The organism is Enterobacter ludwigii (assembly GCF_001750725.1).
Taxonomy (GTDB): Bacteria; Pseudomonadota; Gammaproteobacteria; order Enterobacterales; family Enterobacteriaceae; genus Enterobacter; species Enterobacter ludwigii.
This window is the reverse complement of record NZ_CP017279.1, coordinates 162,058-186,762: the sequence shown is the minus strand read 5'-3', so window position 1 is coordinate 186,762 and position 24,705 is coordinate 162,058. Positions and strand designations below refer to the sequence as shown.

Genomic DNA, 24,705 nt, shown 5'->3' with positions numbered 1-24,705 from the left:
TGAACACAACGCGTCTAGACGATCATCAACTGCAGTTTTTCCCGCAACTCCCCTTCCAGCGGCAACGCTTTCTGGGTTTTCAGATCAATACAGACAAAGGTGATCAGCGCGTCGGCAACGGCCTGGCCTTCAGGATCCAGCGTCACCGCCTGGGTTAACACGCCGCTCTTGCCGTTTAACTGTTGAAGCTGGCTGGTGATGGTCAGCACATCTCCCAGCACGGCCGGACGACGGTAGTTGATATTGATGTTGACGACCACGAACGCGATGTTGTGCGCGGTCATCCACTGAAAGCTTTCGCTGCTTTCCAGACCGTCCCAGCGCGCTTCTTCAAGAAACTCAAGATAACGGGCGTTGTTGACGTGCTGGTAAACATCGATGTGGTAGCCGCGTACTTTGATTTTTGTCTGCATAGCGCAATAGCCTTTACTGTTGTTATAGGATAAGAGGTCATGACTGGTATGACCTCTTTATCCTGGCAAAATTTTGCCGCCGTGCAAGTAATTATGTGATTACAACGTCAGGTGTGAGAGGTTGCGCTCAACCAGCGCCCCGCCCATACCGGGCACTTGCTTAAGATCGTCAACCGTTTTGAAAGGACCGTACTCTTCGCGATAGCTGACTATCGCCTGCGCTTTTTTTAGCCCTACGCCATTCATCACCCGGGCGAGATCCTCTGCCGATGCCGAATTGATACTGACTCGCGTACCGTCATCATCCGCGCTTTTTCCGGCATCCGTGGCTTTCGTCTGGCCAGCTGCGGGTGCCGCTGCGTCAGACCTGGTTTGCACCGCCGGTGTTTTCGCCGCAGGTGTCGTCGCCAGCGCACCTGCGCTCATCCCGGTGGTGGCAATCGCCAGAGTAATGAACAGAGCCTTGATTCCACATTTCATGCTGTTATCTCCTTGTTTGTTGACAGCCAGGCCACAATATCCAGCGTTATAACCCGGCACAAACGGCAGATTGCAGAAATGGAAAAGGCCGCGAAAGCGGCCTTTAGTTATTGCAGAGCGTTACGAAAATATGCGAGCAAATACGTAATTATTGCTGCTGAGTCATCACGTCACCGAGCTTGATTTTGGCTTCTGTGCGCAGGTTGCTCATCATCGCTTCGAAAGCAATCTGGGCATTGTTCTGGGTAATACCCTGCACCATCGCTTTCTTCTGCTCTTCAGGCATCGTGCCTGCTTTCACATCGTCCAGCGCGAGCAGAACGACGTTACCCTGCATATCGGTAGTGGTACCGAAGCTTGGTTTGTCCTTCGCAGGCAGGCTCAGACCGAACGCTGCCTGACTGACAGGATCCTGACCGGTACGGCTCAGCGTTTTTGGCTCACCGAAGCTCAGACCTGCCGCTTTCAGTGCATCCTGTTTACCCGCTTTCAGGTCAACCAGAATCTTCTCAGCATCCAGTTTTGCCTGCTGTTCCGCTTTGTTGTGCTTAACCTGAGCAACCACCTGATCTTTCACTTCTGCCAGCGGTTTAATCGCTTCTGGTTTGTGCTCGCTGACGCGAAGAACAAACGCACGATCGCCGTCTACGGTAATGATGTCAGAGTTGCTGCCCGGCGTGCCATTCTCGCCAACCAGACCACCGTTGAAGATGGCATCAGCAACCGGTTTGAAATTCAGCTCTTCCGGCAGGTTGTTACGACCGAACCAGCCGGTCTCAACCGCTTTCACCCCTGCAGCCTGCTCAGCACCCGCCAGAGATTCGTTGTCGTTGCTGGCAGCATCACTGACTTTCTGTTGCAGCGCGTAGTATGCATCCAGCGCTTTTTCCTGCTTCACTTTCGCTGCGATATCATCGCGAACGTCAGCCAGCGGCTTGGTTTTCGCGGCCTCGATGTCATCCAGACGCGCCACCAGGAAACCAACGGAAGATTTAATGACACCCGAAAGCTGGCCTTTATCTTTCAGACCGGCATTTTTCAGTTCGTCAGGCGTGGTGCTCTCTTCCAGCCAGCCCATATCACCGCCGTTTTTAGCAGAGATAATATCGGTGGATTTTGCTTTCGCGAGGGAGGCGAAATCAGCGCCCTTATTCAGCTCATCCAGCACGGCTTTGGCGTCTGCCTCAGTTTTGGTCTGGATCACGCTGTAGCGGTTACGCTGCGGCTGAGTGAACTGATCCTGATGCTGATCGTAATAAGACTGAATTTCCGCGTCAGAGGCTGTTTCCTGCAGCGCGGCAGCATCCAGCTTGATGTAGCTCACACGGAACTGTTCTGGAGCAACGAAGTTACTCTTGTTCTGCTCGTAATAGGCGTTAATGTCCGCGTCGCTAACCTGCTGCTTCGCCGCCAGAGCATTCACATCGATGGTCGCTTCACGTACCACGCGCTGCTGTGCAACCAGGGCTGCCAGCTCTTCCGTCTCACCTTTGAGCATGAAATCAGTGCCAACGACGGCATTGATGAGCTGTTGGGTTGTCAGTTGATTACGCAGAGCCTGAGCGTATTGATCGGCAGTCATGCCCATCTGATTAATGATGCCGTTGTAACGCGCATTGTCGAATTTGCCGTTAGACTGGAATGCCTGAGTCGATAAGATGGCTTTTTTAACCTGCTCATCGCTGATGCCCAGGCCCAGTTTTTTCGCGTATTGATCCAGCAGCGCTTCGTCGATCAGACGGTTCAGGGTCTGTTGGCGCAGGGATTTCATATACCCTTCGTTTGCCGCGAGTTCAGAGAATTGGTCGCCCAGCTGTTGCTGCATACGGTTACGTTCACCGGCAAAAGCATTCTCGAACTGACCACGGCTGATCTCCTGGCCATTCACTTTTGCGGCATAGTTCGCGCCACCGCCGATAAGGTAACTGCTCACGCCGGTCAATATGAACGACACGATAATGATACCGAAAATAATCTTGAGCACGAGACTGTTAGCAGCCGTGCGTAAGCTGTCCATCATGGTGTAACAACACTCCGCTGTAGGTGACTGGTTACCTGACGCTAACGGAAAATCCTGCCCGTCGCGCGTAAAGGCGTATTGTGACAAGAAAACGGTGCGATTGTCAGCCCACAACTCGCATAAACTCGCACAAATCAGGCCTGGACAAACAAAAAAGGCACATCAAATGATGCGCCCTTGTACTATTCGGCTTCCCTGAGATGGGAAAGCAATCAGTTTACTGCGTCTTTCAGCGCTTTACCTGCACGGAAACCCGGCACTTTAGCGGCAGCAATGGTGATCTCTTTACCGGTCTGAGGGTTGCGGCCAGTACGGGCAGCACGCTCTTTAACAGCAAAAGTACCGAAGCCTACCAGTGCAACGTCGTCCCCAGCCTGCAGAGATTCAGTAACAGAAGCAATTAATGCATCTAACGCACGTCCAGCTGCAGCTTTAGAAATATCAGCACCAGCAGCAATTTTGTCAATCAGTTGAGATTTATTCACTGTTCTCTTCCTCTCTTTATAATTTATATCGCGCCTGAATCCTTCACAACGCGACCGCGCAGCAGTTATATCAGGCCTGCCATGACCTTACAACACCCGTTGTTGATGGCTGGCCTAATCAGCAATCTAAATTAGCTATACAAAAAAAGGCTGGCAAGTGCGAAATGACTTACCAGCCTTACTTTTATTGACGCTCTTTGCGCGAGGTCACTATTTTGCGGTTACAACCTGCATTCCGGAAGGTTCATTCTGCAGGGCGAGAGTCAGAACTTCCTCAATTCGCTTCACAGGATGAATCTGCAGATCGGCAATCACGTTGTCCGGAATCTCTTCCAGATCGCGTTTATTTTCGTAAGGGATCAATACGGTTTTGATCCCACCACGGTGTGCCGCCAGCAGTTTTTCTTTTAACCCACCGATTGGCAGCACCTGGCCACGCAACGTGATCTCACCGGTCATTGCCACATCGGCACGCACCGGGTTGCCGGTAAGGCAGGAAACCAGTGCGGTACACATGGCAATACCTGCGCTTGGGCCATCTTTCGGCGTTGCCCCTTCAGGCACGTGCACGTGGATATCGCGTTTCTCGTAGAAATCAGGGTTGATGCCCAATTTCTCCGCACGCGCGCGTACCACGGTCAGCGCGGCCTGAATCGACTCCTGCATCACTTCACCCAAAGAGCCGGTGTAGGTCAGCTTGCCTTTACCCGGGACACAGGCGGTTTCAATGGTCAGCAGATCGCCACCCACTTCCGTCCATGCCAGACCGGTGACCTGGCCCACGCGGTTTTCATTGTCCGCGCGACCATAGTCAAAGCGCTGAACGCCCAGATAGGCATGCAGGTTGTCGCCATTGATCACGATGTGTTTCAGGCTCTTATCCAGCAGCAGCTGTTTAACCGCCTTACGGCACAGTTTAGAGATTTCGCGCTCAAGGCTACGCACGCCCGCTTCACGGGTGTAGTAGCGGATGATGCCAATAATCGCGCTGTCCTCAACGGTCAGCTCGTTGGCTTTCAGCGCGTTACGCTCAATCTGCTTCGGCAGCAGGTGCCGTTTCGCAATGTTCAGTTTTTCGTCTTCGGTATAACCGGAGAGACGAATCACTTCCATACGGTCCAGCAGCGGCGCCGGAATGTTCATGGAGTTCGAGGTCGCGACAAACATGACATCGCTCAGGTCGTAATCCACTTCGAGGTAGTGATCGCTGAACGCCACGTTCTGTTCTGGATCAAGAACTTCCAGCAAAGCAGACGCCGGATCGCCACGCATGTCCGAAGACATTTTGTCGATCTCATCGAGCAGGAACAGCGGGTTTTTAACGCCCACTTTCGCCATCTTCTGGATCAGTTTACCCGGCATAGAACCGATGTAGGTACGACGGTGACCGCGGATCTCCGCTTCATCGCGTACGCCACCCAGCGCCATACGGATATACTTACGTCCGGTCGCTTTGGCGATGGACTGACCCAGAGAGGTTTTCCCTACCCCCGGTGGTCCCACCAGGCACAGAATCGGGCCTTTGATTTTGTTCACACGGCTCTGGACTGCGAGGTACTCAAGAATGCGGTCTTTCACGCGCTCAAGGCCGTAGTGGTCGGTATCCAGGATCTCCTGCGCCTGACGCAGGTCTTTTTTGACCTTGCTGCGGGCATTCCAGGGAACCTGAACCATCCATTCGATATAGCCGCGCACGACGGTCGCTTCAGCCGACATTGGAGACATCATTTTCAGCTTCTGCAGTTCTGCTTCGGCTTTCTCTTTGGCCTCTTTCGGCATTTTCGCCGCGTCGATCTTACGCTTCAGCGCTTCGTTTTCGTCCGGCGCGTCATCCATCTCGCCGAGCTCTTTCTGAATGGCTTTCATTTGCTCATTCAGATAGTACTCACGCTGAGATTTCTCCATCTGCTTTTTAACGCGGTTACGAATACGCTTCTCAACCTGCAGCAGATCGATCTCAGACTCCATCATCGCCATCAGATATTCCAGACGTTCGTTAACGTCGGACATCTCCAGCACGGACTGTTTGTCAGCCAGCTTCAGCGGCATGTGTGCAGCGATGGTGTCCGCCAGACGCGCAGGATCGTCGATGCTGTTCAGCGACGTCAGCACTTCTGGTGGGATTTTCTTGTTCAGCTTGATATAGCCTTCGAACTGGCTAATCGCGGTGCGCACCAGCACTTCCTGCTCGCGCTCATCCAGCTGAGGTGATTCAAGGTACTCTGCCTTGGCAGAGAAATGCTCGCCATCGTCAGACAGGGTGGTAATACGCGCACGCTGCAAGCCTTCTACCAGCACCTTAACGGTGCCGTCAGGCAGCTTCAGCATCTGCAAAATAGAGGCCACGGTCCCGACGGTGAAAAGATCGTTTACACCCGGCTCATCCGTTGATGCTTCTTTCTGCGCCACCAGCATGATTTTTTTATCATGATCCATGGCGGCTTCGAGGCAACGGATAGATTTTTCCCGCCCTACAAATAAGGGTATGACCATGTGCGGATAAACCACCACATCGCGCAACGGCAATACGGGGATTTCAATGCGTTCAGAACGCTCAGGATTCATAGAGCTCTCTCTTAGTTTAGTGTCCGCCAGGTAAACTGGTCATGTCACTGTGCTTCACATAACCATTAACATGTATCCAGTATATGGGGATGTTTCCCACACATTCAACGCCGCGTATACGGAAAAATAAAAGGGGAGATAAAATCCCCCCTTTTTGATTAACTGCTTGTATGATTTGGTGAATTATTCGCCAGATGCCTGTTGCGCTTCCGGCTTGCCATAAATCAGCAATGGCTTGGTCTGGCCGCTAATGACCGACTCATCAATCACCACTTTCTCAACATCTTCCATCGACGGTAGATCGTACATGGTGTCAAGCAGCGCCGCTTCCACGATAGAACGCAGGCCACGCGCACCGGTTTTACGGATCATCGCTTTCTTGGCAATCGCGTCCAGCGCTTCGTCACGGAATTCCAGCTCAACGCCTTCCAGATTGAACAGCGCCTGATACTGCTTGGTCAGCGCATTTTTCGGCTCTTTCAGGATCTGAATCAGCGCGTCTTCACTCAGTTCGTTCAGCGTTGCCACAACAGGCAGACGGCCAATGAACTCAGGAATCAGACCAAACTTGATCAAGTCTTCTGGCTCAACCTGTGACAGCAGCTCGCCTTCGTTCGGCTTTTCGGACGAGGCTTTCACCGTCGCGCCAAAACCAATGCCGGAGCCGGTTTCAACACGGTGAGAGATCACTTTATCCAGACCGGCAAACGCACCACCACAGATGAACAGGATCTTGGACGTATCAACCTGCAGGAACTCCTGCTGAGGATGTTTACGGCCACCCTGCGGTGGAACGGCTGCAACCGTACCTTCGATCAGCTTCAGCAACGCCTGCTGCACGCCCTCACCCGATACGTCACGGGTAATGGACGGGTTGTCAGATTTACGGGAGATCTTGTCGATCTCATCGATGTAAACAATCCCGCGCTGCGCTTTCTGTACATCGTAATCGCATTTCTGCAGCAGTTTCTGGATGATGTTTTCTACGTCCTCACCCACATAACCGGCTTCGGTCAGGGTGGTGGCATCGGCCATTGTGAACGGAACATCCAGCAGACGCGCCAGCGTTTCAGCCAGCAGCGTTTTACCGGAGCCGGTTGGGCCGATCAGCAGAATATTACTTTTACCCAGTTCTACGCCATTGCTGGTATCACCGTTACGCAGGCGTTTATAATGGTTGTATACCGCCACGGCGAGCACTTTTTTCGCCTGCTCCTGACCGATGACATAGTCGTCAAGATGATGACGAATTTCATGCGGCGTTGGCAGCGCGCTGCGCTCGCGGTGAGGTGCTACTTCTTTAATCTCTTCGCGAATAATGTCGTTACATAAGTCAACACATTCGTCGCAGATATACACGGACGGCCCGGCAATCAGTTTACGCACTTCATGCTGGCTTTTGCCGCAAAAAGAGCAGTACAGCAGTTTGCCCGAACCATCTTTGCGTTTATCTGTCATGAGTCCAAACCTCTTTTTAAGTTCTTTGTGCCGCACATGACGACGCAAATGCCATTTTCAGACGCAAGCTGCTTTTAGCAACATGCCGCCCTACCTGAGTATAGCGGCACACTCGCGTCACGGGCATCAATTACGATGGGTCAAAACGGAGTCGACTAAGCCGTACTCAACAGCCTCAGAGGCAGAGAGGAAACGATCGCGCTCGGTATCGCGCTCGATCTGCTCAAGAGATTGACCCGTATGCTGCGCCATAAGTTCATTCATGCGCGCTTTTACTTTCAGAATTTCGCGGGCGTGGATTTCAATATCCGTCGCCTGCCCCTGATAACCCCCCAGCGGCTGGTGAATCATCACGCGGGAATTTGGCAGGCAGAAACGCTTACCTTTAGCCCCTGCGGTTAACAGGAACGCACCCATAGATGCAGCCTGACCCATACAGATAGTGCTGACATCTGGCTTGATGAATTGCATGGTGTCATAAATGGACATACCTGCCGTGATCACGCCGCCCGGGGAGTTAATGTACAGGTAAATGTCTTTTTCCGGGTTTTCCGCTTCCAGAAACAGCATCTGCGCCACGATCAGGTTAGCCATGTGGTCTTCCACCTGGCCGGTCAAAAAGATAACGCGCTCCTTGAGCAGACGGGAATAGATATCAAAAGAACGCTCACCACGTGAGGTCTGTTCAATAACCATTGGCACCAGAGCCATATGGGGTGCAAAGTTATCTCGTTCGCCACTGTATGACATTTCCGTCTCCTGGATCAAAATTGAAAACACCTGCTGTACTGATTGTAACCTTACGGACGGATTATCAGCCAGTCTCAATCATCGTGATTACACACTTATGGGGTTCATACTGCCCTATTTCAAGCATAACAACCTTTTGTTGTTACGCTAACACTGAAAGGGCGTTTTAGCACTCTTCCTGGGGTAAAGCCGTGATAAAAAAAACCCGTCGCCGGAAGGCAACGGGTTTTTTGTTCAAACTTTAAACCCTGGGGGCGAAATTACGCCTGCTGGTTCATCAGTTCGTTGAAAGAGGTCGCTTTTTCGGTCACTTTCGCTTTCGCCAGTACCGCTTCAACAGCCTGCTCTTCCAGGGCAACATTGCGCATGTTGTCCATCAGCTCTTTGTTCTTACCGTAGAACTCGATCACTTCTGATGGATCTTCGTATGCAGAAGCCATCTCTTCGATCAGGCCTTTCACACGCTCTTCGTCAGCTTTCAGCTCGTGGGTACGAATCACTTCGCCCAGCAGCAGGCCAACAACAACGCGGCGTTTAGCTTGCTCTTCGAACAGCTCGCGTGGCAGTTCCATCGCTTGCTGCTGGTTGCCACCGAAACGCTGTGCAGCCTGACGGCGCAGAACGTCGATTTCGCTGTCAATCAGGGCAGCCGGAACGTCGATTTCGTTCGCTTTTACCAGACCGTCAATCGCCTGAGATTTCACACGGTTACGTACAGCGCCGTTCAGCTCACGTTCCATGTTTTTACGCACTTCGGTACGCAGACCGGCTACAGAACCATCTTCCACGCCGAAACGCTTGATGAATTCTTCAGTCAGTTCAGGCAGTTCGCGCTCTTCAACTTTCTTCAGGTTGATAACGAACTTCGCTGCTTTACCTTTCAGGTTTTCAGCGTGGTACTCTTCCGGGAAGGTCACGTCGATGGTGAACTCTTCGCCCGCTTTGTGACCTTTGATACCGTCTTCGAAGCCTGGGATCATACGACCCTGGCCCATTGCCAGTACGAAGTCAGACGCTTTACCGCCTTCGAACTCTTCGCCGTCTACAGAACCGGTGAAGTCGATGGTCACACGGTCTTCCGCGTCAACAGCACCTTCTTTCTCTTTCCAGTTCGCCTGCTGCTTACGCAGAGTGTCCAGCATGCCGTCAACGTCTTCGTCAGTCACGGAAACAACAGGTTTTTCAACTTCGATAGATTCCAGACCTTTCAGCTCAACTTCCGGGTACACTTCGAACTCTACGGAGTAGGTGAAGTCTTCGCCCTGTTTGTATTCGCCTGGAACGTAATTCGGCGCACCGGCCGGATTAATTTTTTCTTTGATGATCGCATCAATAAAGTTGCGGCTCATCAGTTCACCCAGCACATCCTGACGCACGGAAGCGCCATAACGCTGAGCAACAACATTCATCGGTACTTTGCCCTTACGGAAGCCGTCAATACGTACTTTTTTTGCTACGTTGACCAGCTCGCTTTTCACAGCAGTTTCGATGCTGTCAGCAGCGATAGTAATCGTTACACGGCGGCCAAGGCCTTGAGTGGTTTCAACTGAAACTTGCATCTTGTTACCTCAAAAAAATCACAGTGCTCGGTCAACTCTGAATCTGTCTGTTATACCGGGATGCTCTCTTAGTGCAGATTCACATTCCCTGTCGCCAGAATCATCCCGAAGACATTCATTAAGACGCGGCATTATAGCGGCATCACTTAGGTGAGTCGAGAACGGTTGGGGCATGTTGCTGCGGCTTTTTTCACACTTTAAGGCTATTTTTAGCCTTAAAAACGCACCATCCGCTCAAAACTCAGACAAAACAAAACGGCCCGGAGGCCGTTTTGAGGAAATCTGTATGCAACATACTGGAAAAGCTCCAGCCGTTGCAAATCCGATTTATCAGGCGATGGTGCCTGCGCCGCGACACGGCGGCGATGCAAATACCGTATCCTGCAAGCCTTCCCATTCCTTAATGGTATAGGTGTGCAATGCCAGCGCATGTACGGTTGTGGAGAGTTCTTCCGTCAAGGTGCTGTAGATCAAGCGATGTCGGTTCAGGAAACGTTCTCCCGTGAAGCGATCGCTGACCAGAACCACTTTAAAGTGGCTTTCAGAACCTGCCGGCACGTTATGACGATAGCTTTCGTCGACGACTTCGAGGAACACAGGGTTGAACGCTGCCCTTAATTTATCTTCTATCTGTTCACGTATCATCATGAAATCACTCCTCCGACAACGCCAGGATGTCACCCATCCCTTTAAATATTAGCCGCTTTTACCGTTTCCATTACAACAAGACAACAAATATTTAGCTTTCGTCTTATTTTCTCATTCAGACGAATGAAGTTCACTGTGAGACTCATACCTTTTGACCTTCGCGCGTGGAGAAAAAGGCGGGGCTGGTCAGTTTTCGGACAAGGCGATGAATTTACATGCGTTGACCACTTCCCCTGGCCGTTAGCGATGTTATGATGGCGGCAATTTTTCTCTGTAATGCTTACGATTCGTTGAGAACCTGAAAATGTTAAAAAAACTCTTCTTTCCGTTGGTAGCACTTTTTATGCTGGCAGGCTGCGCTACCCCGCCTACAACCATTGATGTCTCCCCTAAGATTACCCTGCCTCAGCAGGATCCTAGCCTGATGGGCGTAACCGTGAGCATTAACGGTGCCGATCAGCGTCAGGATCAAGCCCTGGCTAAAGTGACCCGCGACAACCAGCAGGTGACGTTGACCGCCTCACGCGACCTGCGCTTCCTGCTGCAGGAAGTGCTCGAGAAACAGATGACTTCCCGCGGCTATATGATTGGCCCAAGCGGTGCGGTTGATCTGCAGATCATCGTGAACAACCTGTACGCTGACGTGTCCCAGGGTAACGTTCGCTACAACATCTCCACCAAAGCGGATATCGCCATCATCGCGACCGCGAAGAACGGCAACAAGATGACCAAAAACTACCGTGCGAGCTACTCTGTTGAAGGCGCGTTCCAGGCGTCCAACAAAAATATTGCTAACGCGGTTAACAGCGTGCTGACTGACACCATTTCCGATATGGCGCAGGACACCAGCATCCACGACTTCATCAAGCAAAACGCGCGTTAATCCCGCTTCCTGACCCGGTGTTTCACCGGGTCAGCTTTATATGAACATGTCGAGTCATTACTTACGCATTTTCCAGCAACCTAAATCAGCCATCCTGCTGATCCTTGGTTTCGCCTCCGGTTTACCTCTCGCCCTCACCTCCGGCACGCTGCAGGCCTGGATGACCGTCGAGAATATCGATCTCAAAACCATTGGTTTCTTCTCCCTCGTCGGCCAGGCTTACGTCTTTAAGTTCCTGTGGTCGCCGGTGATGGACCGTTATACCCCGCCGTTCCTGGGCCGTCGTCGCGGCTGGTTAGTGATGACCCAGGTCCTGTTGCTGATCGCAATCGCGGCGATGGGCTTTCTTGAACCCACGACGCAGCTTCGCTGGATGGCCGCCCTTGCGGTGGTAATCGCCTTCTGTTCTGCCTCGCAGGATATCGTTTTTGATGCCTGGAAGACGGACGTGTTGCCTGCAGAAGAGCGGGGAGCCGGCGCAGCCATTAGCGTGCTGGGCTATCGTCTGGGGATGCTGGTATCCGGTGGTCTGGCGCTGTGGGTGGCCGACCGTTATCTCGGCTGGCAGGGCATGTACTGGCTGATGGCCGCCCTGTTGATCCCCTGTATTATTGCCACCCTGCTCGCCCCCGAACCGAGCGATGTGATCCCGGTTCCACGTTCTCTGGAGCAGGCCGTTGCCGAACCTCTTCGCGACTTCTTTGGCCGCAACAACGCCTGGCTTATCCTGCTGTTAATCGTCCTTTATAAGCTCGGCGATGCCTTCGCGATGAGCCTGACCACCACCTTCTTAATTCGCGGGGTCGGGTTTGATGCCGGCGAAGTCGGCGTGGTGAACAAAACGCTCGGGTTGTTTGCAACTATTGTCGGGGCCCTGTACGGCGGCGTATTAATGCAGCGTCTGACGCTCTTTCGCGCACTGCTGATCTTCGGCATCCTGCAGGGGGCATCGAACGCCGGTTACTGGCTGCTGTCGGTGACGGATAAGCATATGATCAGTATGGGCGCCGCGGTGTTTTTTGAAAACCTGTGCGGCGGTATGGGGACAGCGGCGTTTGTTGCCCTGCTGATGACCCTGTGCAACAAATCGTTTTCCGCGACGCAGTTCGCTCTGCTCTCGGCGCTTTCCGCCGTTGGTCGCGTGTATGTCGGGCCGATTGCCGGCTGGTTTGTTGAAGCCCATGGCTGGCCAACGTTCTACCTCTTCTCAGTGGTAGCGGCAGTGCCTGGACTCTTATTGCTACTGGTCTGTCGCCAGACGCTGGAATATACCCAGCGAACAGAACACTTTATGCCACGCACGGAATATCATCGCGCTTACCGTTTTGCGTTACGACTGTTAATGGCGGGTTGCTTTGCCCTGGTGCTGTGGCTCGTGGTGCTCATTATTAATGCCACCACCTCTCTGGTACTGCCTCTCGAAGCGCTTCTGCTGGATGCCGGCGCGCTGCTGGCGGTTGCCGGGATCCTGACTGGCGGGCTGCTCGATTTCATGGCGCTGCGTAAAACGCAGTTAACCTGAAGTAAAATCCGAAAGGTTATTTCCCGTTGTAATCACGAACCGAAATTATAACGGTGAAATAGCCGCCAGCCGCTAAAAAAAATATTTGTTGTTTTGTGCGGGATAGGATTCGGAAATTATTGGAGTCAATTGCAGAACGCTATTTTTCATTAAACGATTCAGCATCAGAGAGTTTGATTTTTCGTTTTTTAGTTGTCTTTTTATTGATAATTAATTGTTAATTTTTTGTTTATTTTTCACAATGGTTATACCAATTGCCCCTTTTAGGGTATGCTTGGGGGTCCTTTCGTTATAAAGCCCATGCCATGCGGCTTACGTCTTAAAAAGCGACATAATTTGCAACACTTGTGACATGTGCGGCAGAACCCGGTAACACCTTCCTGACACAGGTCTAATGATGTTTACAGTAATGTAACCTTCCCGTAAAATGCCCCCACACTTTAAACGCCACCAGACTCCCGTGGAATTGAGGTCGTTAAATGAGACTCAGGAAATACAATAAAAGTTTGGGATGGTTGTCATTATTCGCAGGCACTGTATTACTCAGTGGCTGCGATTCTGCACTACTTGACCCCAAAGGACAGATTGGACTGGAACAACGTTCACTGATATTGACGGCTTTTGGCCTGATGTTGATTGTGGTTATTCCAGCCATTTTGATGGCTGTTGGTTTCGCCTGGAAGTATCGTGCGAGCAATAAAGATGCGAAGTATAGCCCTAACTGGTCACACTCCAATAAAGTGGAAGCTGTGGTCTGGACGGTACCTATCCTGATCATCCTGTTCCTTGCCGTACTGACATGGAAAACCACTCACGCACTTGAGCCAAGCAAGCCGCTGGTTCACGATGAAAAACCGATTACCATTGAAGTGGTCTCCATGGACTGGAAATGGTTCTTCATCTATCCGGAACAGGGCATTGCCACCGTGAATGAAATCGCCTTCCCGGCGAACACTCCGGTTCAGTTCAAAGTGACCTCCAACTCCGTAATGAACTCCTTCTTCATCCCACGTCTGGGTAGCCAGATTTACGCGATGGCCGGTATGCAGACTAACCTGCACCTGATCGCGAATGAAGCAGGCACCTACGATGGTATCTCCGCCAGCTATAGCGGCCCGGGCTTCTCAGGTATGAAGTTCAAAGCTATCGCGACGCCAGACCGTGCCGCTTTCGACCAGTGGGTTGAAAAAGCGAAGCAGTCTCCAAACACCATGTCTGACATGGCGGCGTTCGAAAAAGTGGCAGCACCTAGCGAATATAACAAGGTGGAGTACTTCTCTAACGTGAAACCCGATTTGTTCAAAGACGTTATTGGCAAATTTATGGATCACGGCAAGAGCATGGACATGACCCAGCCTGAAGGTGAGCATAGCGCACACGAAGGTATGGAAGGCATGGACATGAGCCACGCGGAAACCGCTCACTAAGGGGCCGAGGAAGAAAATGTTCGGAAAATTGACACTGGATGCAGTGCCCTACCATGAACCCATTATCGTGGTTACGGTTGCTGCAATTATCATCGGTGGCGCAGCCTTACTGGCCTTGATCACTTACTTCGGTAAGTGGAGCTACCTGTGGAACGAGTGGCTGACTTCGGTTGACCACAAAAAACTGGGTATCATGTACTGCATCGTCGGTATCGTCATGTTAATTCGTGGCTTTGCGGATGCGATCATGATGCGTAGCCAGCAGGCACTCGCGTCTGCGGGTGAAGCCGGCTTCCTGCCGCCGCATCACTACGACCAGATCTTTACCGCCCACGGCGTTATCATGATCTTCTTCGTGGCGATGCCGCTGGTTATCGGTCTGATGAACGTTGTCGTTCCGCTGCAAATCGGCGCGCGCGACGTAGCGTTCCCGTTCCTGAATAACCTGAGCTTCTGGTTCACGGTTGTCGGCGTTATCCTGGTTAACCTGTCACTGGGTGTGGGCGAATTTGCTCAGACCGGCTGGCTGGCTTACCCGCCGCTTTCGGGAATTGAGTACAGTCCGGGCGTTGGCGTCGATTACTGGATTTGGGCACTTCAGCTCTCCGGTGTCGGTACAACCCTGACCGGTATCAACTTCTTCGTGACCATTATCAAGATGCGTGCCCCTGGCATGACCATGTTCAAGATGCCGGTATTTACCTGGGCATCTCTGTGCGCCAACATCCTGATTATTGCATCATTCCCAATTCTGACCGTCACCATCGCGCTGCTGACCCTGGACCGCTACCTGGGCACCCATTTCTTTACCAACGATATGGGTGGCAACATGATGATGTACATCAACCTGATTTGGGCCTGGGGTCACCCGGAAGTGTACATCCTGGTTCTGCCGGTCTTCGGTGTGTTCTCCGAAATCGCAGCAACCTTCTCGCGTAAACGTCTGTTTGGTTACACCTCACTGGTGTGGGCAACCGTGTGTATTACCGTTCTGTCGTTCATCGTTTGGCTGCACCACTTCTTCACCATGGGTGCTGGCGCGAACGTAAACGCCTTCTTCGGTATTACGACCATGATTATCGCAATCCCTACCGGGGTTAAGATCTTCAACTGGCTGTTCACCATGTACCAGGGCCGTATCGTGTTCCACTCAGCAATGCTGTGGACTATCGGCTTCATCGTCACCTTCTCCGTGGGTGGGATGACCGGTGTACTGCTGGCGGTACCGGGTGCTGACTTCGTTCTGCACAACAGTCTGTTCCTGATTGCGCACTTCCATAACGTTATCATCGGTGGTGTGGTCTTCGGCTGCTTCGCTGGCGTAACCTACTGGTGGCCAAAAGCGTTCGGTTTCACCCTGAACGAAAAATGGGGTAAACGCGCATTCTGGTTCTGGATCATCGGCTTCTTCGTTGCATTTATGCCGCTGTACGTGCTGGGCTTCATGGGTATGACCCGTCGTCTGAGCCAGCAGATTGATCCACAGTTCCACCCAATGCTGATGGTTGCAGCGGGCGGTGCCGTGCTGATTGCTTGTGGTATCGCGTCTCAGCTGATTCAGTTCTACGTTTCTATTCGCGACCGCGATCAGAACCGTGACCTGACCGGTGACCCATGGGGTGGCCGTACGCTGGAGTGGGCAACCTCTTCTCCACCACCGTTCTATAACTTCGCTATTGTGCCGCAGGTCCATGAACGCGACGCATTCTGGGAAATGAAAGAAAAAGGTGAAGCGTACAAGCAACCTGCTCATTACGAAGAGATCCACATGCCGAAAAACAGCGGTGCGGGCATTGTTATTGCCGCCTTCGCAACGGTATTTGGCTTCGCAATGATCTGGCACATCTGGTGGATGGCGATTGTTGGCTTCGCCGGCATCGTAATCAGCTGGATTGTGAAGAGCTTTGACGAGGACGTAGACTACTACGTACCAGTCCGTGAAGTCGAAAAACTGGAAAACCAGCATTTCGATGAGATTTCTAAAGCGGGGCTGAAAAATGGCAACTGATACTTTGGCGCACTCTACTGCCCACGCGCATGAACATGCGCACCACGATACAGGACCGACGAAAGTCTTCGGTTTCTGGATCTACCTGATGAGCGACTGCATTCTGTTCTGCTGTCTGTTCGCAACGTATGCCGTTCTGGTGAACGGCACTGCGGGCGGCCCGGCCGGCAAGGACATCTTTGAACTGCCGTTCGTTCTGGTAGAAACCGCGCTGCTGCTGTTCAGCTCCATCACCTACGGCATGGCGGCTATCGCCATGTACAAAAACAACAAGAGCCAGGTTGTCTCCTGGCTGGCGTTGACCTGGCTGTTTGGTGCTGGCTTTATCGGGATGGAAATCTATGAATTCCATCACCTGATTATGGAAGGCTTCGGGCCGGATCGTAGTGGCTTCCTGTCTGCGTTCTTCGCACTGGTCGGGACCCACGGTCTGCACGTAACGTCTGGTCTGATCTGGATGGCAGTACTGATGTTCCAGATCTCCCGTCGTGGCCTGACCAGCACTAACCGCACGCGTATCCTGTGCCTGAGCCTGTTCTGGCACTTCCTGGACGTTGTGTGGATCTGTGTGTTCTCTGTTGTATATCTGATGGGGGCGATGTAATGAGTCATTCAAACGATCATGGCGCTTCCCACGGTAGCGTAAAAACCTATATGACAGGTTTCATCCTGTCGATCATTCTGACGGTGATCCCGTTCTGGATGGTGATGAGCGGTTCTGCGTCTAAGCCGGTTATTCTGGGTGCAATCCTGGTAACCGCGGTGATTCAGATTCTGGTGCATCTGGTTTGCTTCCTGCACATGAACACCAAGTCCGATGAAGGCTGGAACATGACGGCTTTCATCTTTACCGTGATTATCATCGCTATCCTGGTAGTCGGTTCCATCTGGATTATGTGGAACCTTAACTACAACATGATGGTTCACTAAGAGCGGCGAGTATGTTTAAGCAATACCTGCAAGTCACGAAACCAGGCATCATCTTTGGCAACCTGATCTCCGTAATTGGGGGGTTCCTGCTGGCCTCTAAAGGCAGCATCGATTACACCCTCTTTATCGCTACGCTGGTCGGTGTGTCGCTGGTTGTTGCATCCGGTTGTGTATTTAACAACTACATCGACATGGATATCGACAAGAAGATGGAAAGGACTAAAAATCGGGTGCTGGTTAAAGGCCTGATCGCCCCTTCCGTCTCGCTGGTGTACGCCACCTTGCTGGGTATTGCTGGCTTTATGCTGCTGTGGTTTGGCGCTAATCCTCTGGCCTGTTGGCTGGGGGTGATGGGGTTCGTCGTCTATGTGGGCGTTTACAGTCTGTATATGAAACGCCACTCCGTCTACGGAACGCTGATTGGTTCTCTCTCCGGCGCTGCGCCGCCGGTGATTGGCTACTGCGCCGTCACGAACGAGTTCGACAGCGGTGCGCTGATCCTGCTGGCTATCTTTAGCCTGTGGCAGATGCCGCACTCCTATGCCATCGCGATTTTCCGCTTTAAGGATTATCAGGCAGCGAACATTCCGGTTCTGCCGGTCGTGAAGGGCATTTCCGTGGCTAAAAACCACATCACGCTGTACATCATCGCCTTTGCCGTGGCAACGCTGATGCTCTCTCTGGGCGGTTACGCCGGGTACAAATACCTGGCGGTAGCGGCTGCGGTGAGCGTCTGGTGGCTCGGCATGGCCCTGCGCGGCTACAAAGTGGAAGATGACAAGGTCTGGGCACGTAAGCTGTTCGTGTTCTCCATTGTCGCTATCACTTCGCTGTCGGTGATGATGTCCGTGGATTTCATGGTGCCTGATTCACACAACCTGCTGACTTACGTCTGGTAAGTCACACCAGGTGAATAAAAGGGTGCTTCGGCACCCTTTTTTATTCATCGAATCCATTAATAACGCATGTAATATTTGTTAAATAACCCTTTATTTACCCCGCCCCTTCCCCGCACTACACTATGGCCTGCTTTTGAATTGAGGTGGTAATGAACGATTATAAAATGACGCCAGGCGAATTGCGCGCGACCTGGGGTTTAGGGACTGTTTTCTCGCTACGGATGCTTGGCATGTTTATGGTCCTGCCTGTTCTGACCACGTACGGCATGGCGCTACAGGGTGCCAGCGAAGCGCTGATTGGCCTGGCGATTGGCATCTACGGTCTGGCTCAGGCGGTATTTCAGATCCCGTTTGGCCTGCTCTCGGATCGGGTTGGCCGCAAACCGCTGATTGTCGGCGGCCTGCTTATTTTTGTGCTCGGCAGCGTGATAGCCGCCCTCTCCCACTCCATCTGGGGAATTATTCTTGGTCGCGCCCTGCAGGGCTCTGGTGCGATTGCCGCCGCCGTGATGGCGCTGCTGTCAGACTTAACCCGTGAGCAGAATCGCACCAAAGCGATGGCGTTTATCGGCGTGAGCTTTGGCGTCACTTTCGCGATTGCGATGGTGCTCGGGCCTATCATCACCCATAAACTCGGTCTGCATGCCCTGTTCTGGATGATTGCCGTGCTGGCGACCGTCGGTATTGCGCTGACCCTTTGGGTGGTGCCGGACAGCAAAAACCACGTCCTTAACCGTGAATCCGGGATGGTGAAAGGCTGCTTCAGCAAAGTGCTGATGGAACCGCGCCTGCTTAAACTTAACTTCGGCATTATGTGTCTGCACATCCTGCTGATGTCGACCTTTGTCGCCCTACCCGGTCAGCTTGCCGCCGCGGGCTTCCCTGCCGCGGAGCACTGGAAAATCTATCTGGTGACCATGCTGATTTCGTTCGTCTCGGTCGTGCCGTTCATCATCTACGCCGAAGTGAAACGCAAGATGAAGCGCGTCTTCATTGGCTGCGTGGCGGTGCTGCTGATTGCCGAGATTGTGCTCTGGGGATCCGGCCCGCACTTCTGGGAACTGGTGGCCGGCGTGCAGCTCTTCTTCCTGGCCTTTAACCTGATGGAAGCCCTGCTGCCATCGCTAATTAGCAAGGAGTCCCCGGCCGGCTATAAAGGCACAGCAATGGGGATCTACTCCACCAGCCAGTTTATCGGCGTGGCTATCGGGGGCTCGCTCGGCGGCTGGGTGGACGGCCTGTTTGATTCGCAAACCGTGTTCCTCGCAGGCGCACTGCTGGCGATGGTCTGGCTGCTGGTCGCCAGCAGCATGAAAGAGCCGCGCTACGTCAGCAGTCTGCGGGTCGAAATTCCTGAGGATGTAGAGATTACCGACGCGCTAAAACAACGTCTTGAGGCAACAGAGGGGGTAAGTGAAGTGCTTATTGCCCCACAAGAGCGCAGCGCTTACGTCAAAATAGACAGTAAAGTGACTAACCGCTTCGAAATCGAGCAGGCTCTCAAAGCCTGAAAAAATGCCCGGTAAAACCGGGCATTTTTGTCTTAATCGCGGAAGTTCTTGAACTGGAACGGCTGCCCCAGATCGCCGCCACGTACCAGCGCCATAACGGCCTGCAGGTCATCGCGGGATTTACCGGTCACACGAATTTCTTCACCCTGGATTTGCGCCTGAACCTTCAGCTTGCTGTCCTTGATGAGCTTAACGATCTTCTTCTGAACCGTGCTCTCAATACCCTGCTTCAGTTTGGCTTCGACAAACCAGTTTTTACCGCTATGCACAAACTCGTCTGGTACATCCAGTGAGGTGCCTTCAATACCGCGTTTAAGCAGCTTGGCGCGCAGAATATCCAGCAGCTGGTTAACCTGGAAATCAGATTCGCTCAGGACCTTAATGGTCTTATTCGCATCGTTCAGCTCGAAAGTTGCCTCAACGCCACGAAAGTCGAAACGTGACTCAACTTCACGGCTTGCGTTTTCAACGCCGTTGCGGACTTCCTGGATATCAACTTCGGAAACAATATCGAAAGATGGCATCTTTTCTTCTCCCTTCATTTTTGTTGCGTTGCATAATACCCGCTACAAGGCAGATACCCCAAATAATTCGAGTTGCAGCTATCCCTGGCCGCTCACGTGAGGAAACACCGCACAGATGTCACAGGGTTTACTCAACAGAAGCTTAGCTGACGGCGCTATACTTAGGCCGTAACACCTGGCGCAGTTGCAGGTGAGGAGGAACAATGAAAATTACAGTGCTCGGATGCGGAGCCCTTGGACAGCTATGGCTGACCGCGCTTTGCAAGCACGGACATGAGGTACAGGGCTGGCTGCGCGTGCCCCAGCCCTATTGCAGTGTGAACCTGATTGACGAAGACGGAAGTATATTCAACGAATCACTCACCGCGAACGATCCGGATTTTCTGGCGCAAAGCGATCTGCTGCTGGTCACGCTCAAAGCATGGCAGGTATCAGATGCGGTAAAGACGCTGGCCGCGCAACTTCCCCCAGACTCCCCTATCCTGCTGCTGCATAACGGCATGGGAACCATTGATGAGCTGAAAAGCATCCCGCATCCCTTGTTGATGGCGACCACCACGCACGCTGCACGCCGCGATGGCAACATTATCGTGCATGTCGCCAGCGGCGTAACGCACATGGGCCCCGCCCGTACGCAGGATGGTGACTACAGCTATCTGGCGGATGTTCTGCAGAAGGTGCTGCCGGACGTGGCCTGGCATGACACTATCCGCCCGCAGCTGTGGCGCAAGCTGGCGGTTAACTGCGTGATCAATCCGCTGACGGCGCTGTGGAACTGCCCGAACGGGGAACTGAAAAATCATCCGCAGGAAATTGCCACCCTGTGCGCGGAGGTCGCCTCGGTTATCGAACGTGAAGGCCTGCATACCTCGGCGGAGGATTTACGCTATTATGTTGAGCAGGTAATTGAAAGTACTGCAGAAAACATCTCCTCGATGTTGCAGGACATTCGGGCATTACGCCACACAGAGATTGATTACATCACGGGCTATTTGCTTAAACGCGCCCGCGCCCACGGCATTGCCGTGCCGGAAAATGCCCGTCTGTATGACCTGGTTAAACGTAAGGAGAGTGAATATGAGCGCGTCAGCACTGATCTGCCTCGCCCCTGGTAGCGAAGAGACAGAAGCCGTCACCACCATTGATTTGATGGTGCGCGGCGGCATTAACGTGACCACCGCCAGCGTCGCCAGCGACGGTAATCTGACCATCACCTGTTCACGGGGCGTAAAAATCCTCGCCGATGCACCGCTTGTGCAGGTGGCCGACGGGGATTACGACATCATCGTACTGCCGGGCGGCCTGAAGGGCGCGGAGTATTTTCGCGACAGCCCGCTCCTGGTCGAAACCGTCAGGCAATTCCATCTGTCGGGGCGCATCGTTGCGGCAATTTGTGCCGCAGCCGGCACGGTTCTGGTGCCGCATAACATTTTCCCAATCGGTAATATGACCGGTTTCCCGGGACTGAAAGAGACCATTCCTGAAGAGCAATGGGTGGATAAACGTGTGGTCTGGGATCCGCGCGTCAATCTGCTCACCAGCCAGGGGCCGGGTACCGCGATCGATTTTGGACTGAAGATTATCGACCTGCTGGTCGGGCGTGAGAAAGCCTACGAGGTGGCGTCGTCGTTAGTGATGGCGGCGGGGATTTATAATTTTTACGAAGCGTAGCGTGTAAAGAAAGCCGGGTAAGCGAAGCCGCTACCCGGCAAACGGTTAAGGGCGATAGACCTTCACATTTGCAAAGCCCTGCTCGCGCAGATACAGTGCCTGCAGACGGCTCATCACCCCGCGCTCGCACCACAGCAGATACGTTTTGCTCTGGTCGAGATCGCCGAATTTGGTGCTCAGCTTGTAGAACGGCAGGGAAACCACGTCCACGCCTTCAACCTGCAGCGGTTTGTCATCCTGTTCATCAATGGAACGGATATCCAGAATCGCGTCGTTGGCACCGAAACCGCTGACGGTTTCAACTTCAACCACTTCCTGCTCGGTCTGCTGGGCAATCTCGCGGATATCGATGTTGGTCGCTTCCGCCACCACCTTCTCCAGAATGCCGAAATCGAAGTTCTCTTCTTCGGCTTCGATTTTCGCCTTTACCGCTTTGACGGTCGGGCTTTTTGAGATCACACCGCAGTATTCCGGCATGGTGCGGGCAAAATCTTCGGTACCGATTTTGCGCGCCAGATCGATGATGTGCTCTTTATCGTAGGAGATCAGCGGACGCAGGATCAGGGTATCCGATACGTTGTCGATAAGACGCAGGTTGGTCAGGGTCTGGCTGGAGACCTGGCCCAGCGCTTCACCGGTGACCAGCGCCTGCACGCCGTAGCGCTCCGCCACTTTGGACGCTGCACGCACCATCATGCGTTTCAGCACCACGCCCATCTGACCGTCGTCCACTTTTTCAAGGATTTCGCCGACCACTGGCTCAAAGTTGATCGCCACAAAACGCACGCGGTGGGAGCTGCCGAAGCGGTTCCACAGATAGTGCGCAACCTGACGCACGCCGATTTCATGCGCCGCACCGCCCAGGTTAAAGAAGCAGTAGTGTACGCGGCAGCCGCGGCGCATCAACATATAGCTGGAAACACCGGAGTCGAAACCGCCGGAGATCAGCGACAGGACATCTTCCTGCGTGCCGATTGGGAAACCGCCGATACCTTCATAACGGCCTTTCACCAGCAGCAGGCGATCGTTTTCGATCTCCAGGTTAACGGTCACGTCCGGGTTAGTCAGGCGCACGCGCGCGCTCTCAACGTGCTGATTGAGGCCGCCACCCACATAGCGCTCCACTTCAATGGAGCTAAACTCATGCTTACCACGACGCTTCACGCGCACGCAGAAGGTTTTGCCTTCAATCTGATCGCGGTACTGCACCAGCGCTTTTTCAAAAATGTCATGCAGGGAGGTGTAAGGAACGTCTTCCACTTCCAGAATATGGTGAATGCCCGGAATACGGGTCAGCGCGTCGCGAATATCCTGACGTTTGTTTTCATCTTTCGCGCGAACCTCAACGTGGTCCCAGTGACGCACCACGGCGAGCGTTTCGTCGTAGTGTTTTAATACGTTACGAATGTTCCCGGTGAGAATTTTAATAAAGCGCAAACGCACAGATTGGCTTTTGATGGTGATTTCAGGGAACAATTTAATGATAAACTTCATGGCGGCAATGTTTCTTAGGCAAGCTTAAGGCTTGTAATGGAAAATGAAATATACACAAAATCATTCAGGTGGCATCAACGCGGCGAGTCACAGCCCCCCGCAAGCTTACGCGAGTAAGTAACGGAAAGGCGCAAACGTAGCCCAAACAGAGACAACCTGAAGGATGACGTGTATAGCAGCCCACACCCGTGGCTGCATCCAGGCGCGCAAGTATATCATCTTCACGCCGCTCCTGTGCACATTGCGCGTTATTTGATAATTGCCCCGAGTCCGTTACCATGTCGGGGCTGAGAATATAAGAGTCAATTCACTATGCCGAAGAAGAACGACGCACCGGCCAGTTTTGAAACTGCGCTGAGTGAGCTGGAGCAGATTGTCACCCGCCTTGAGAGCGGCGATTTACCGCTGGAAGAGGCGCTCAATGAATTCGAGCGCGGCGTACAGCTGGCGCGCCAGGGGCAGGTCAAACTGCAGCAGGCCGAGCAGCGCGTGCAGATCCTGCTGTCCGACAGCGAAGACGCTAAAACTACGCCATTCACACCGGACGCCGAGTAAATGGATTTCGCCAACGAGCTTCAGGCATGCGTCGCGCGTGCCAACGATGCGCTGCGCCGTTTTATTGAGCCACAGCCTTTTCAGAACACTCCACTGGTTGAAGCCATGCACTATGGCGCACTCTTGGGTGGAAAGCGCCTGCGTCCGTTTCTGGTCTACGCCACGGGCAATATGTTTGGCATCAGCGCTAACACGCTGGACGCCCCGGCGGCGGCCGTTGAGTGCATCCATGCCTACTCGCTGATCCATGATGATTTGCCAGCCATGGACGACGACGATCTGCGTCGTGGCCAGCCTACCTGCCACATCAAGTTTGGCGAAGCGAATGCCATTCTGGCGGGGGATGCCCTGCAAACCCTGGCGTTCTCGATTTTGAGCGATGCGCCGATGGCCGAAGTGGCCGACCGTGACCGTCTGTCGATGATCTCTGAACTGGCAATGGCCAGCGGCGTCGCCGGTATGTGTGGCGGTCAGGCACTGGATCTGGAAGCGGAAGGACGTCAGGTTAATCTGGAACAGCTGGAGCGTATTCATCGCCATAAAACGGGCGCATTGATTCGTGCAGCCGTTCGTCTGGGCGCCCTGAGCGCGGGTGAACAGGGGCGCAAAGCCCTGCCGATACTGGACAGATACGCAGAAAGTATCGGTCTGGCATTCCAGGTTCAGGATGACATTCTGGATGTGGTGGGCGATACTGCAACATTGGGTAAACGTCAGGGTGCGGATCAGCAGCTTGGCAAAAGTACCTACCCCGCCCTGCTGGGTCTTGAGCAAGCCCAACGTAAAGCCCGGGATCTGATAGAGGATGCCCGCCAGTCGCTGAATCAACTGGCCGCGCAATCACTGGATACTTCGGCACTGGAAGCGCTAGCGGACTATATAATCCAGCGTGATAAATAAACA

At 53.1% G+C, this 24,705-nt stretch carries 23 protein-coding genes; 12 read left to right on the top strand and 11 right to left on the bottom strand.

The window, feature by feature from the left end; genetic code table 11:
• Nucleotides 1–14: 14 nt before the first annotated feature.
• From BH714_RS00880 to bolA, 9 genes are all read right to left on the bottom strand, one after another.
• Entirely contained in the window at nt 15–413 is a 399-nt protein-coding gene (locus BH714_RS00880) for a YbgC/FadM family acyl-CoA thioesterase (RefSeq protein ID WP_014168875.1), read from the bottom strand.
• A 99-nt stretch (nt 414–512) separates the two neighbouring features.
• The gene (locus BH714_RS00875; RefSeq protein WP_040016787.1) at nt 513–893 is read right to left on the bottom strand and encodes a helix-hairpin-helix domain-containing protein; all 381 of its coding nucleotides are present in this window, start codon (nt 891–893) and stop codon (nt 513–515) included.
• 148 nt (nt 894–1,041) lie between these two features.
• On the bottom strand, nt 1,042–2,913 hold the full coding sequence (gene ppiD, locus BH714_RS00870) for a peptidylprolyl isomerase (RefSeq protein ID WP_020885208.1): 1,872 nt from the start codon (nt 2,911–2,913) through the stop codon (nt 1,042–1,044).
• A 212-nt stretch (nt 2,914–3,125) separates the two neighbouring features.
• Nucleotides 3,126–3,398 (bottom strand): nucleoid-associated protein HU-beta, encoded by a 273-nt coding sequence (gene hupB, locus BH714_RS00865; protein WP_002444653.1) that lies wholly within the window; start codon nt 3,396–3,398, stop codon nt 3,126–3,128.
• A gap of 210 nt (nt 3,399–3,608) precedes the next feature.
• Nucleotides 3,609–5,963 carry an endopeptidase La gene (gene lon, locus BH714_RS00860; RefSeq protein ID WP_014168872.1) on the bottom strand — a complete coding sequence of 785 codons (2,355 nt, stop codon included), beginning with the start codon at nt 5,961–5,963 and terminating at the stop codon, nt 3,609–3,611.
• A 183-nt stretch (nt 5,964–6,146) separates the two neighbouring features.
• Nucleotides 6,147–7,421: an ATP-dependent protease ATP-binding subunit ClpX gene (gene clpX / locus BH714_RS00855; protein ID WP_020885209.1), complete on the bottom strand. Its 1,275-nt coding sequence runs from the start codon at nt 7,419–7,421 to the stop codon at nt 6,147–6,149.
• 126 nt (nt 7,422–7,547) lie between these two features.
• A complete protein-coding gene (gene clpP / locus BH714_RS00850; RefSeq protein WP_020885210.1) occupies nt 7,548–8,171 on the bottom strand; it encodes an ATP-dependent Clp endopeptidase proteolytic subunit ClpP in 624 nt (207 codons plus the stop codon).
• 260 nt (nt 8,172–8,431) lie between these two features.
• The gene (tig, locus tag BH714_RS00845) at nt 8,432–9,730 is read right to left on the bottom strand and encodes a trigger factor (protein WP_014168868.1); all 1,299 of its coding nucleotides are present in this window, start codon (nt 9,728–9,730) and stop codon (nt 8,432–8,434) included.
• A 330-nt stretch (nt 9,731–10,060) separates the two neighbouring features.
• Nucleotides 10,061–10,378 carry a transcriptional regulator BolA gene (gene bolA / locus BH714_RS00840; RefSeq protein ID WP_013095855.1) on the bottom strand — a complete coding sequence of 106 codons (318 nt, stop codon included), beginning with the start codon at nt 10,376–10,378 and terminating at the stop codon, nt 10,061–10,063.
• A 304-nt stretch (nt 10,379–10,682) separates the two neighbouring features.
• Here bolA and BH714_RS00835 point away from each other — a divergent pair, with 304 nt between their 5' ends.
• The 8 genes from BH714_RS00835 (at nt 10,683) to BH714_RS00800 (ending at nt 19,558) form a co-directional block, all read left to right on the top strand.
• The gene (locus tag BH714_RS00835; RefSeq protein WP_014168866.1) at nt 10,683–11,261 is read left to right on the top strand and encodes a lipoprotein; all 579 of its coding nucleotides are present in this window, start codon (nt 10,683–10,685) and stop codon (nt 11,259–11,261) included.
• A gap of 46 nt (nt 11,262–11,307) precedes the next feature.
• Complete coding sequence (ampG, locus tag BH714_RS00830) at nt 11,308–12,783, top strand: muropeptide MFS transporter AmpG (protein ID WP_025204965.1); 1,476 nt, start codon at nt 11,308–11,310, stop codon at nt 12,781–12,783.
• 479 nt (nt 12,784–13,262) lie between these two features.
• The gene (gene cyoA / locus BH714_RS00825; RefSeq protein ID WP_008503322.1) at nt 13,263–14,210 is read left to right on the top strand and encodes a cytochrome o ubiquinol oxidase subunit II; all 948 of its coding nucleotides are present in this window, start codon (nt 13,263–13,265) and stop codon (nt 14,208–14,210) included.
• A gap of 16 nt (nt 14,211–14,226) precedes the next feature.
• On the top strand, nt 14,227–16,218 hold the full coding sequence (cyoB, locus tag BH714_RS00820; RefSeq protein ID WP_014168864.1) for a cytochrome o ubiquinol oxidase subunit I: 1,992 nt from the start codon (nt 14,227–14,229) through the stop codon (nt 16,216–16,218).
• Complete coding sequence (locus BH714_RS00815) at nt 16,208–16,822, top strand: cytochrome o ubiquinol oxidase subunit III (RefSeq protein WP_014168863.1); 615 nt, start codon at nt 16,208–16,210, stop codon at nt 16,820–16,822. The genes cyoB and BH714_RS00815 overlap by 11 nt, the downstream gene beginning before the upstream one ends.
• Nucleotides 16,822–17,148 carry a cytochrome o ubiquinol oxidase subunit IV gene (locus tag BH714_RS00810; RefSeq protein WP_006176899.1) on the top strand — a complete coding sequence of 109 codons (327 nt, stop codon included), beginning with the start codon at nt 16,822–16,824 and terminating at the stop codon, nt 17,146–17,148. The genes BH714_RS00815 and BH714_RS00810 overlap by 1 nt, the downstream gene beginning before the upstream one ends.
• An 11-nt stretch (nt 17,149–17,159) precedes the next feature.
• Nucleotides 17,160–18,047 (top strand): heme o synthase, encoded by an 888-nt coding sequence (gene cyoE / locus BH714_RS00805; RefSeq protein ID WP_014168862.1) that lies wholly within the window; start codon nt 17,160–17,162, stop codon nt 18,045–18,047.
• A gap of 149 nt (nt 18,048–18,196) precedes the next feature.
• Nucleotides 18,197–19,558, top strand: coding sequence for an MFS transporter (locus tag BH714_RS00800; protein WP_020885214.1), 1,362 nt, complete (start codon nt 18,197–18,199; stop codon nt 19,556–19,558).
• 32 nt (nt 19,559–19,590) lie between these two features.
• On the opposite strand, the gene BH714_RS00795 is transcribed toward BH714_RS00800, so the two are convergent.
• Nucleotides 19,591–20,082: a YajQ family cyclic di-GMP-binding protein gene (locus BH714_RS00795; protein WP_040016786.1), complete on the bottom strand. Its 492-nt coding sequence runs from the start codon at nt 20,080–20,082 to the stop codon at nt 19,591–19,593.
• A gap of 203 nt (nt 20,083–20,285) precedes the next feature.
• On the opposite strand from BH714_RS00795, the gene panE reads away from it, so the two are divergent.
• Together panE and yajL are read left to right on the top strand one after the other, a co-directional pair.
• Nucleotides 20,286–21,197 carry a 2-dehydropantoate 2-reductase gene (gene panE, locus BH714_RS00790; RefSeq protein ID WP_014168859.1) on the top strand — a complete coding sequence of 304 codons (912 nt, stop codon included), beginning with the start codon at nt 20,286–20,288 and terminating at the stop codon, nt 21,195–21,197.
• Nucleotides 21,160–21,753: a protein deglycase YajL gene (yajL, locus tag BH714_RS00785; protein WP_020885217.1), complete on the top strand. Its 594-nt coding sequence runs from the start codon at nt 21,160–21,162 to the stop codon at nt 21,751–21,753. Before panE ends, yajL begins: the two co-directional genes overlap by 38 nt.
• A gap of 45 nt (nt 21,754–21,798) precedes the next feature.
• On the opposite strand, the gene thiI is transcribed toward yajL, so the two are convergent.
• Nucleotides 21,799–23,247 (bottom strand): tRNA uracil 4-sulfurtransferase ThiI, encoded by a 1,449-nt coding sequence (thiI, locus tag BH714_RS00780; protein ID WP_014168857.1) that lies wholly within the window; start codon nt 23,245–23,247, stop codon nt 21,799–21,801.
• 312 nt (nt 23,248–23,559) lie between these two features.
• Between thiI and xseB the strand changes: the two genes are divergently transcribed.
• Complete coding sequence (gene xseB, locus BH714_RS00775) at nt 23,560–23,802, top strand: exodeoxyribonuclease VII small subunit (RefSeq protein WP_008503331.1); 243 nt, start codon at nt 23,560–23,562, stop codon at nt 23,800–23,802.
• Complete coding sequence (ispA, locus tag BH714_RS00770) at nt 23,803–24,702, top strand: (2E,6E)-farnesyl diphosphate synthase (RefSeq protein ID WP_014168855.1); 900 nt, start codon at nt 23,803–23,805, stop codon at nt 24,700–24,702.
• The last annotated feature ends 3 nt before the right edge of the window (nt 24,703–24,705 follow it).

Bases quoted from the DNA above. Each gene is read 5' to 3' on its own strand.
- BH714_RS00880 (WP_014168875.1), bottom strand. From the start codon at position 413: ATGCAGACAAAAATCAAAGTACGCGGCTACCACATCGATGTTTACCAG.
- BH714_RS00875 (WP_040016787.1), bottom strand. From the start codon at position 893: ATGAAATGTGGAATCAAGGCTCTGTTCATTACTCTGGCGATTGCCACC.
- ppiD (WP_020885208.1), bottom strand. From the start codon at position 2,913: ATGATGGACAGCTTACGCACGGCTGCTAACAGTCTCGTGCTCAAGATT.
- lon (WP_014168872.1), bottom strand. From the start codon at position 5,963: ATGAATCCTGAGCGTTCTGAACGCATTGAAATCCCCGTATTGCCGTTG.
- clpX (WP_020885209.1), bottom strand. From the start codon at position 7,421: ATGACAGATAAACGCAAAGATGGTTCGGGCAAACTGCTGTACTGCTCT.
- clpP (WP_020885210.1), bottom strand. From the start codon at position 8,171: ATGTCATACAGTGGCGAACGAGATAACTTTGCACCCCATATGGCTCTG.
- tig (WP_014168868.1), bottom strand. From the start codon at position 9,730: ATGCAAGTTTCAGTTGAAACCACTCAAGGCCTTGGCCGCCGTGTAACG.
- bolA (WP_013095855.1), bottom strand. From the start codon at position 10,378: ATGATGATACGTGAACAGATAGAAGATAAATTAAGGGCAGCGTTCAAC.
- BH714_RS00835 (WP_014168866.1), top strand. From the start codon at position 10,683: ATGTTAAAAAAACTCTTCTTTCCGTTGGTAGCACTTTTTATGCTGGCA.
- ampG (WP_025204965.1), top strand. From the start codon at position 11,308: ATGTCGAGTCATTACTTACGCATTTTCCAGCAACCTAAATCAGCCATC.
- cyoA (WP_008503322.1), top strand. From the start codon at position 13,263: ATGAGACTCAGGAAATACAATAAAAGTTTGGGATGGTTGTCATTATTC.
- cyoB (WP_014168864.1), top strand. From the start codon at position 14,227: ATGTTCGGAAAATTGACACTGGATGCAGTGCCCTACCATGAACCCATT.
- BH714_RS00815 (WP_014168863.1), top strand. From the start codon at position 16,208: ATGGCAACTGATACTTTGGCGCACTCTACTGCCCACGCGCATGAACAT.
- BH714_RS00810 (WP_006176899.1), top strand. From the start codon at position 16,822: ATGAGTCATTCAAACGATCATGGCGCTTCCCACGGTAGCGTAAAAACC.
- cyoE (WP_014168862.1), top strand. From the start codon at position 17,160: ATGTTTAAGCAATACCTGCAAGTCACGAAACCAGGCATCATCTTTGGC.
- BH714_RS00800 (WP_020885214.1), top strand. From the start codon at position 18,197: ATGAACGATTATAAAATGACGCCAGGCGAATTGCGCGCGACCTGGGGT.
- BH714_RS00795 (WP_040016786.1), bottom strand. From the start codon at position 20,082: ATGCCATCTTTCGATATTGTTTCCGAAGTTGATATCCAGGAAGTCCGC.
- panE (WP_014168859.1), top strand. From the start codon at position 20,286: ATGAAAATTACAGTGCTCGGATGCGGAGCCCTTGGACAGCTATGGCTG.
- yajL (WP_020885217.1), top strand. From the start codon at position 21,160: ATGAGCGCGTCAGCACTGATCTGCCTCGCCCCTGGTAGCGAAGAGACA.
- thiI (WP_014168857.1), bottom strand. From the start codon at position 23,247: ATGAAGTTTATCATTAAATTGTTCCCTGAAATCACCATCAAAAGCCAA.
- xseB (WP_008503331.1), top strand. From the start codon at position 23,560: ATGCCGAAGAAGAACGACGCACCGGCCAGTTTTGAAACTGCGCTGAGT.
- ispA (WP_014168855.1), top strand. From the start codon at position 23,803: ATGGATTTCGCCAACGAGCTTCAGGCATGCGTCGCGCGTGCCAACGAT.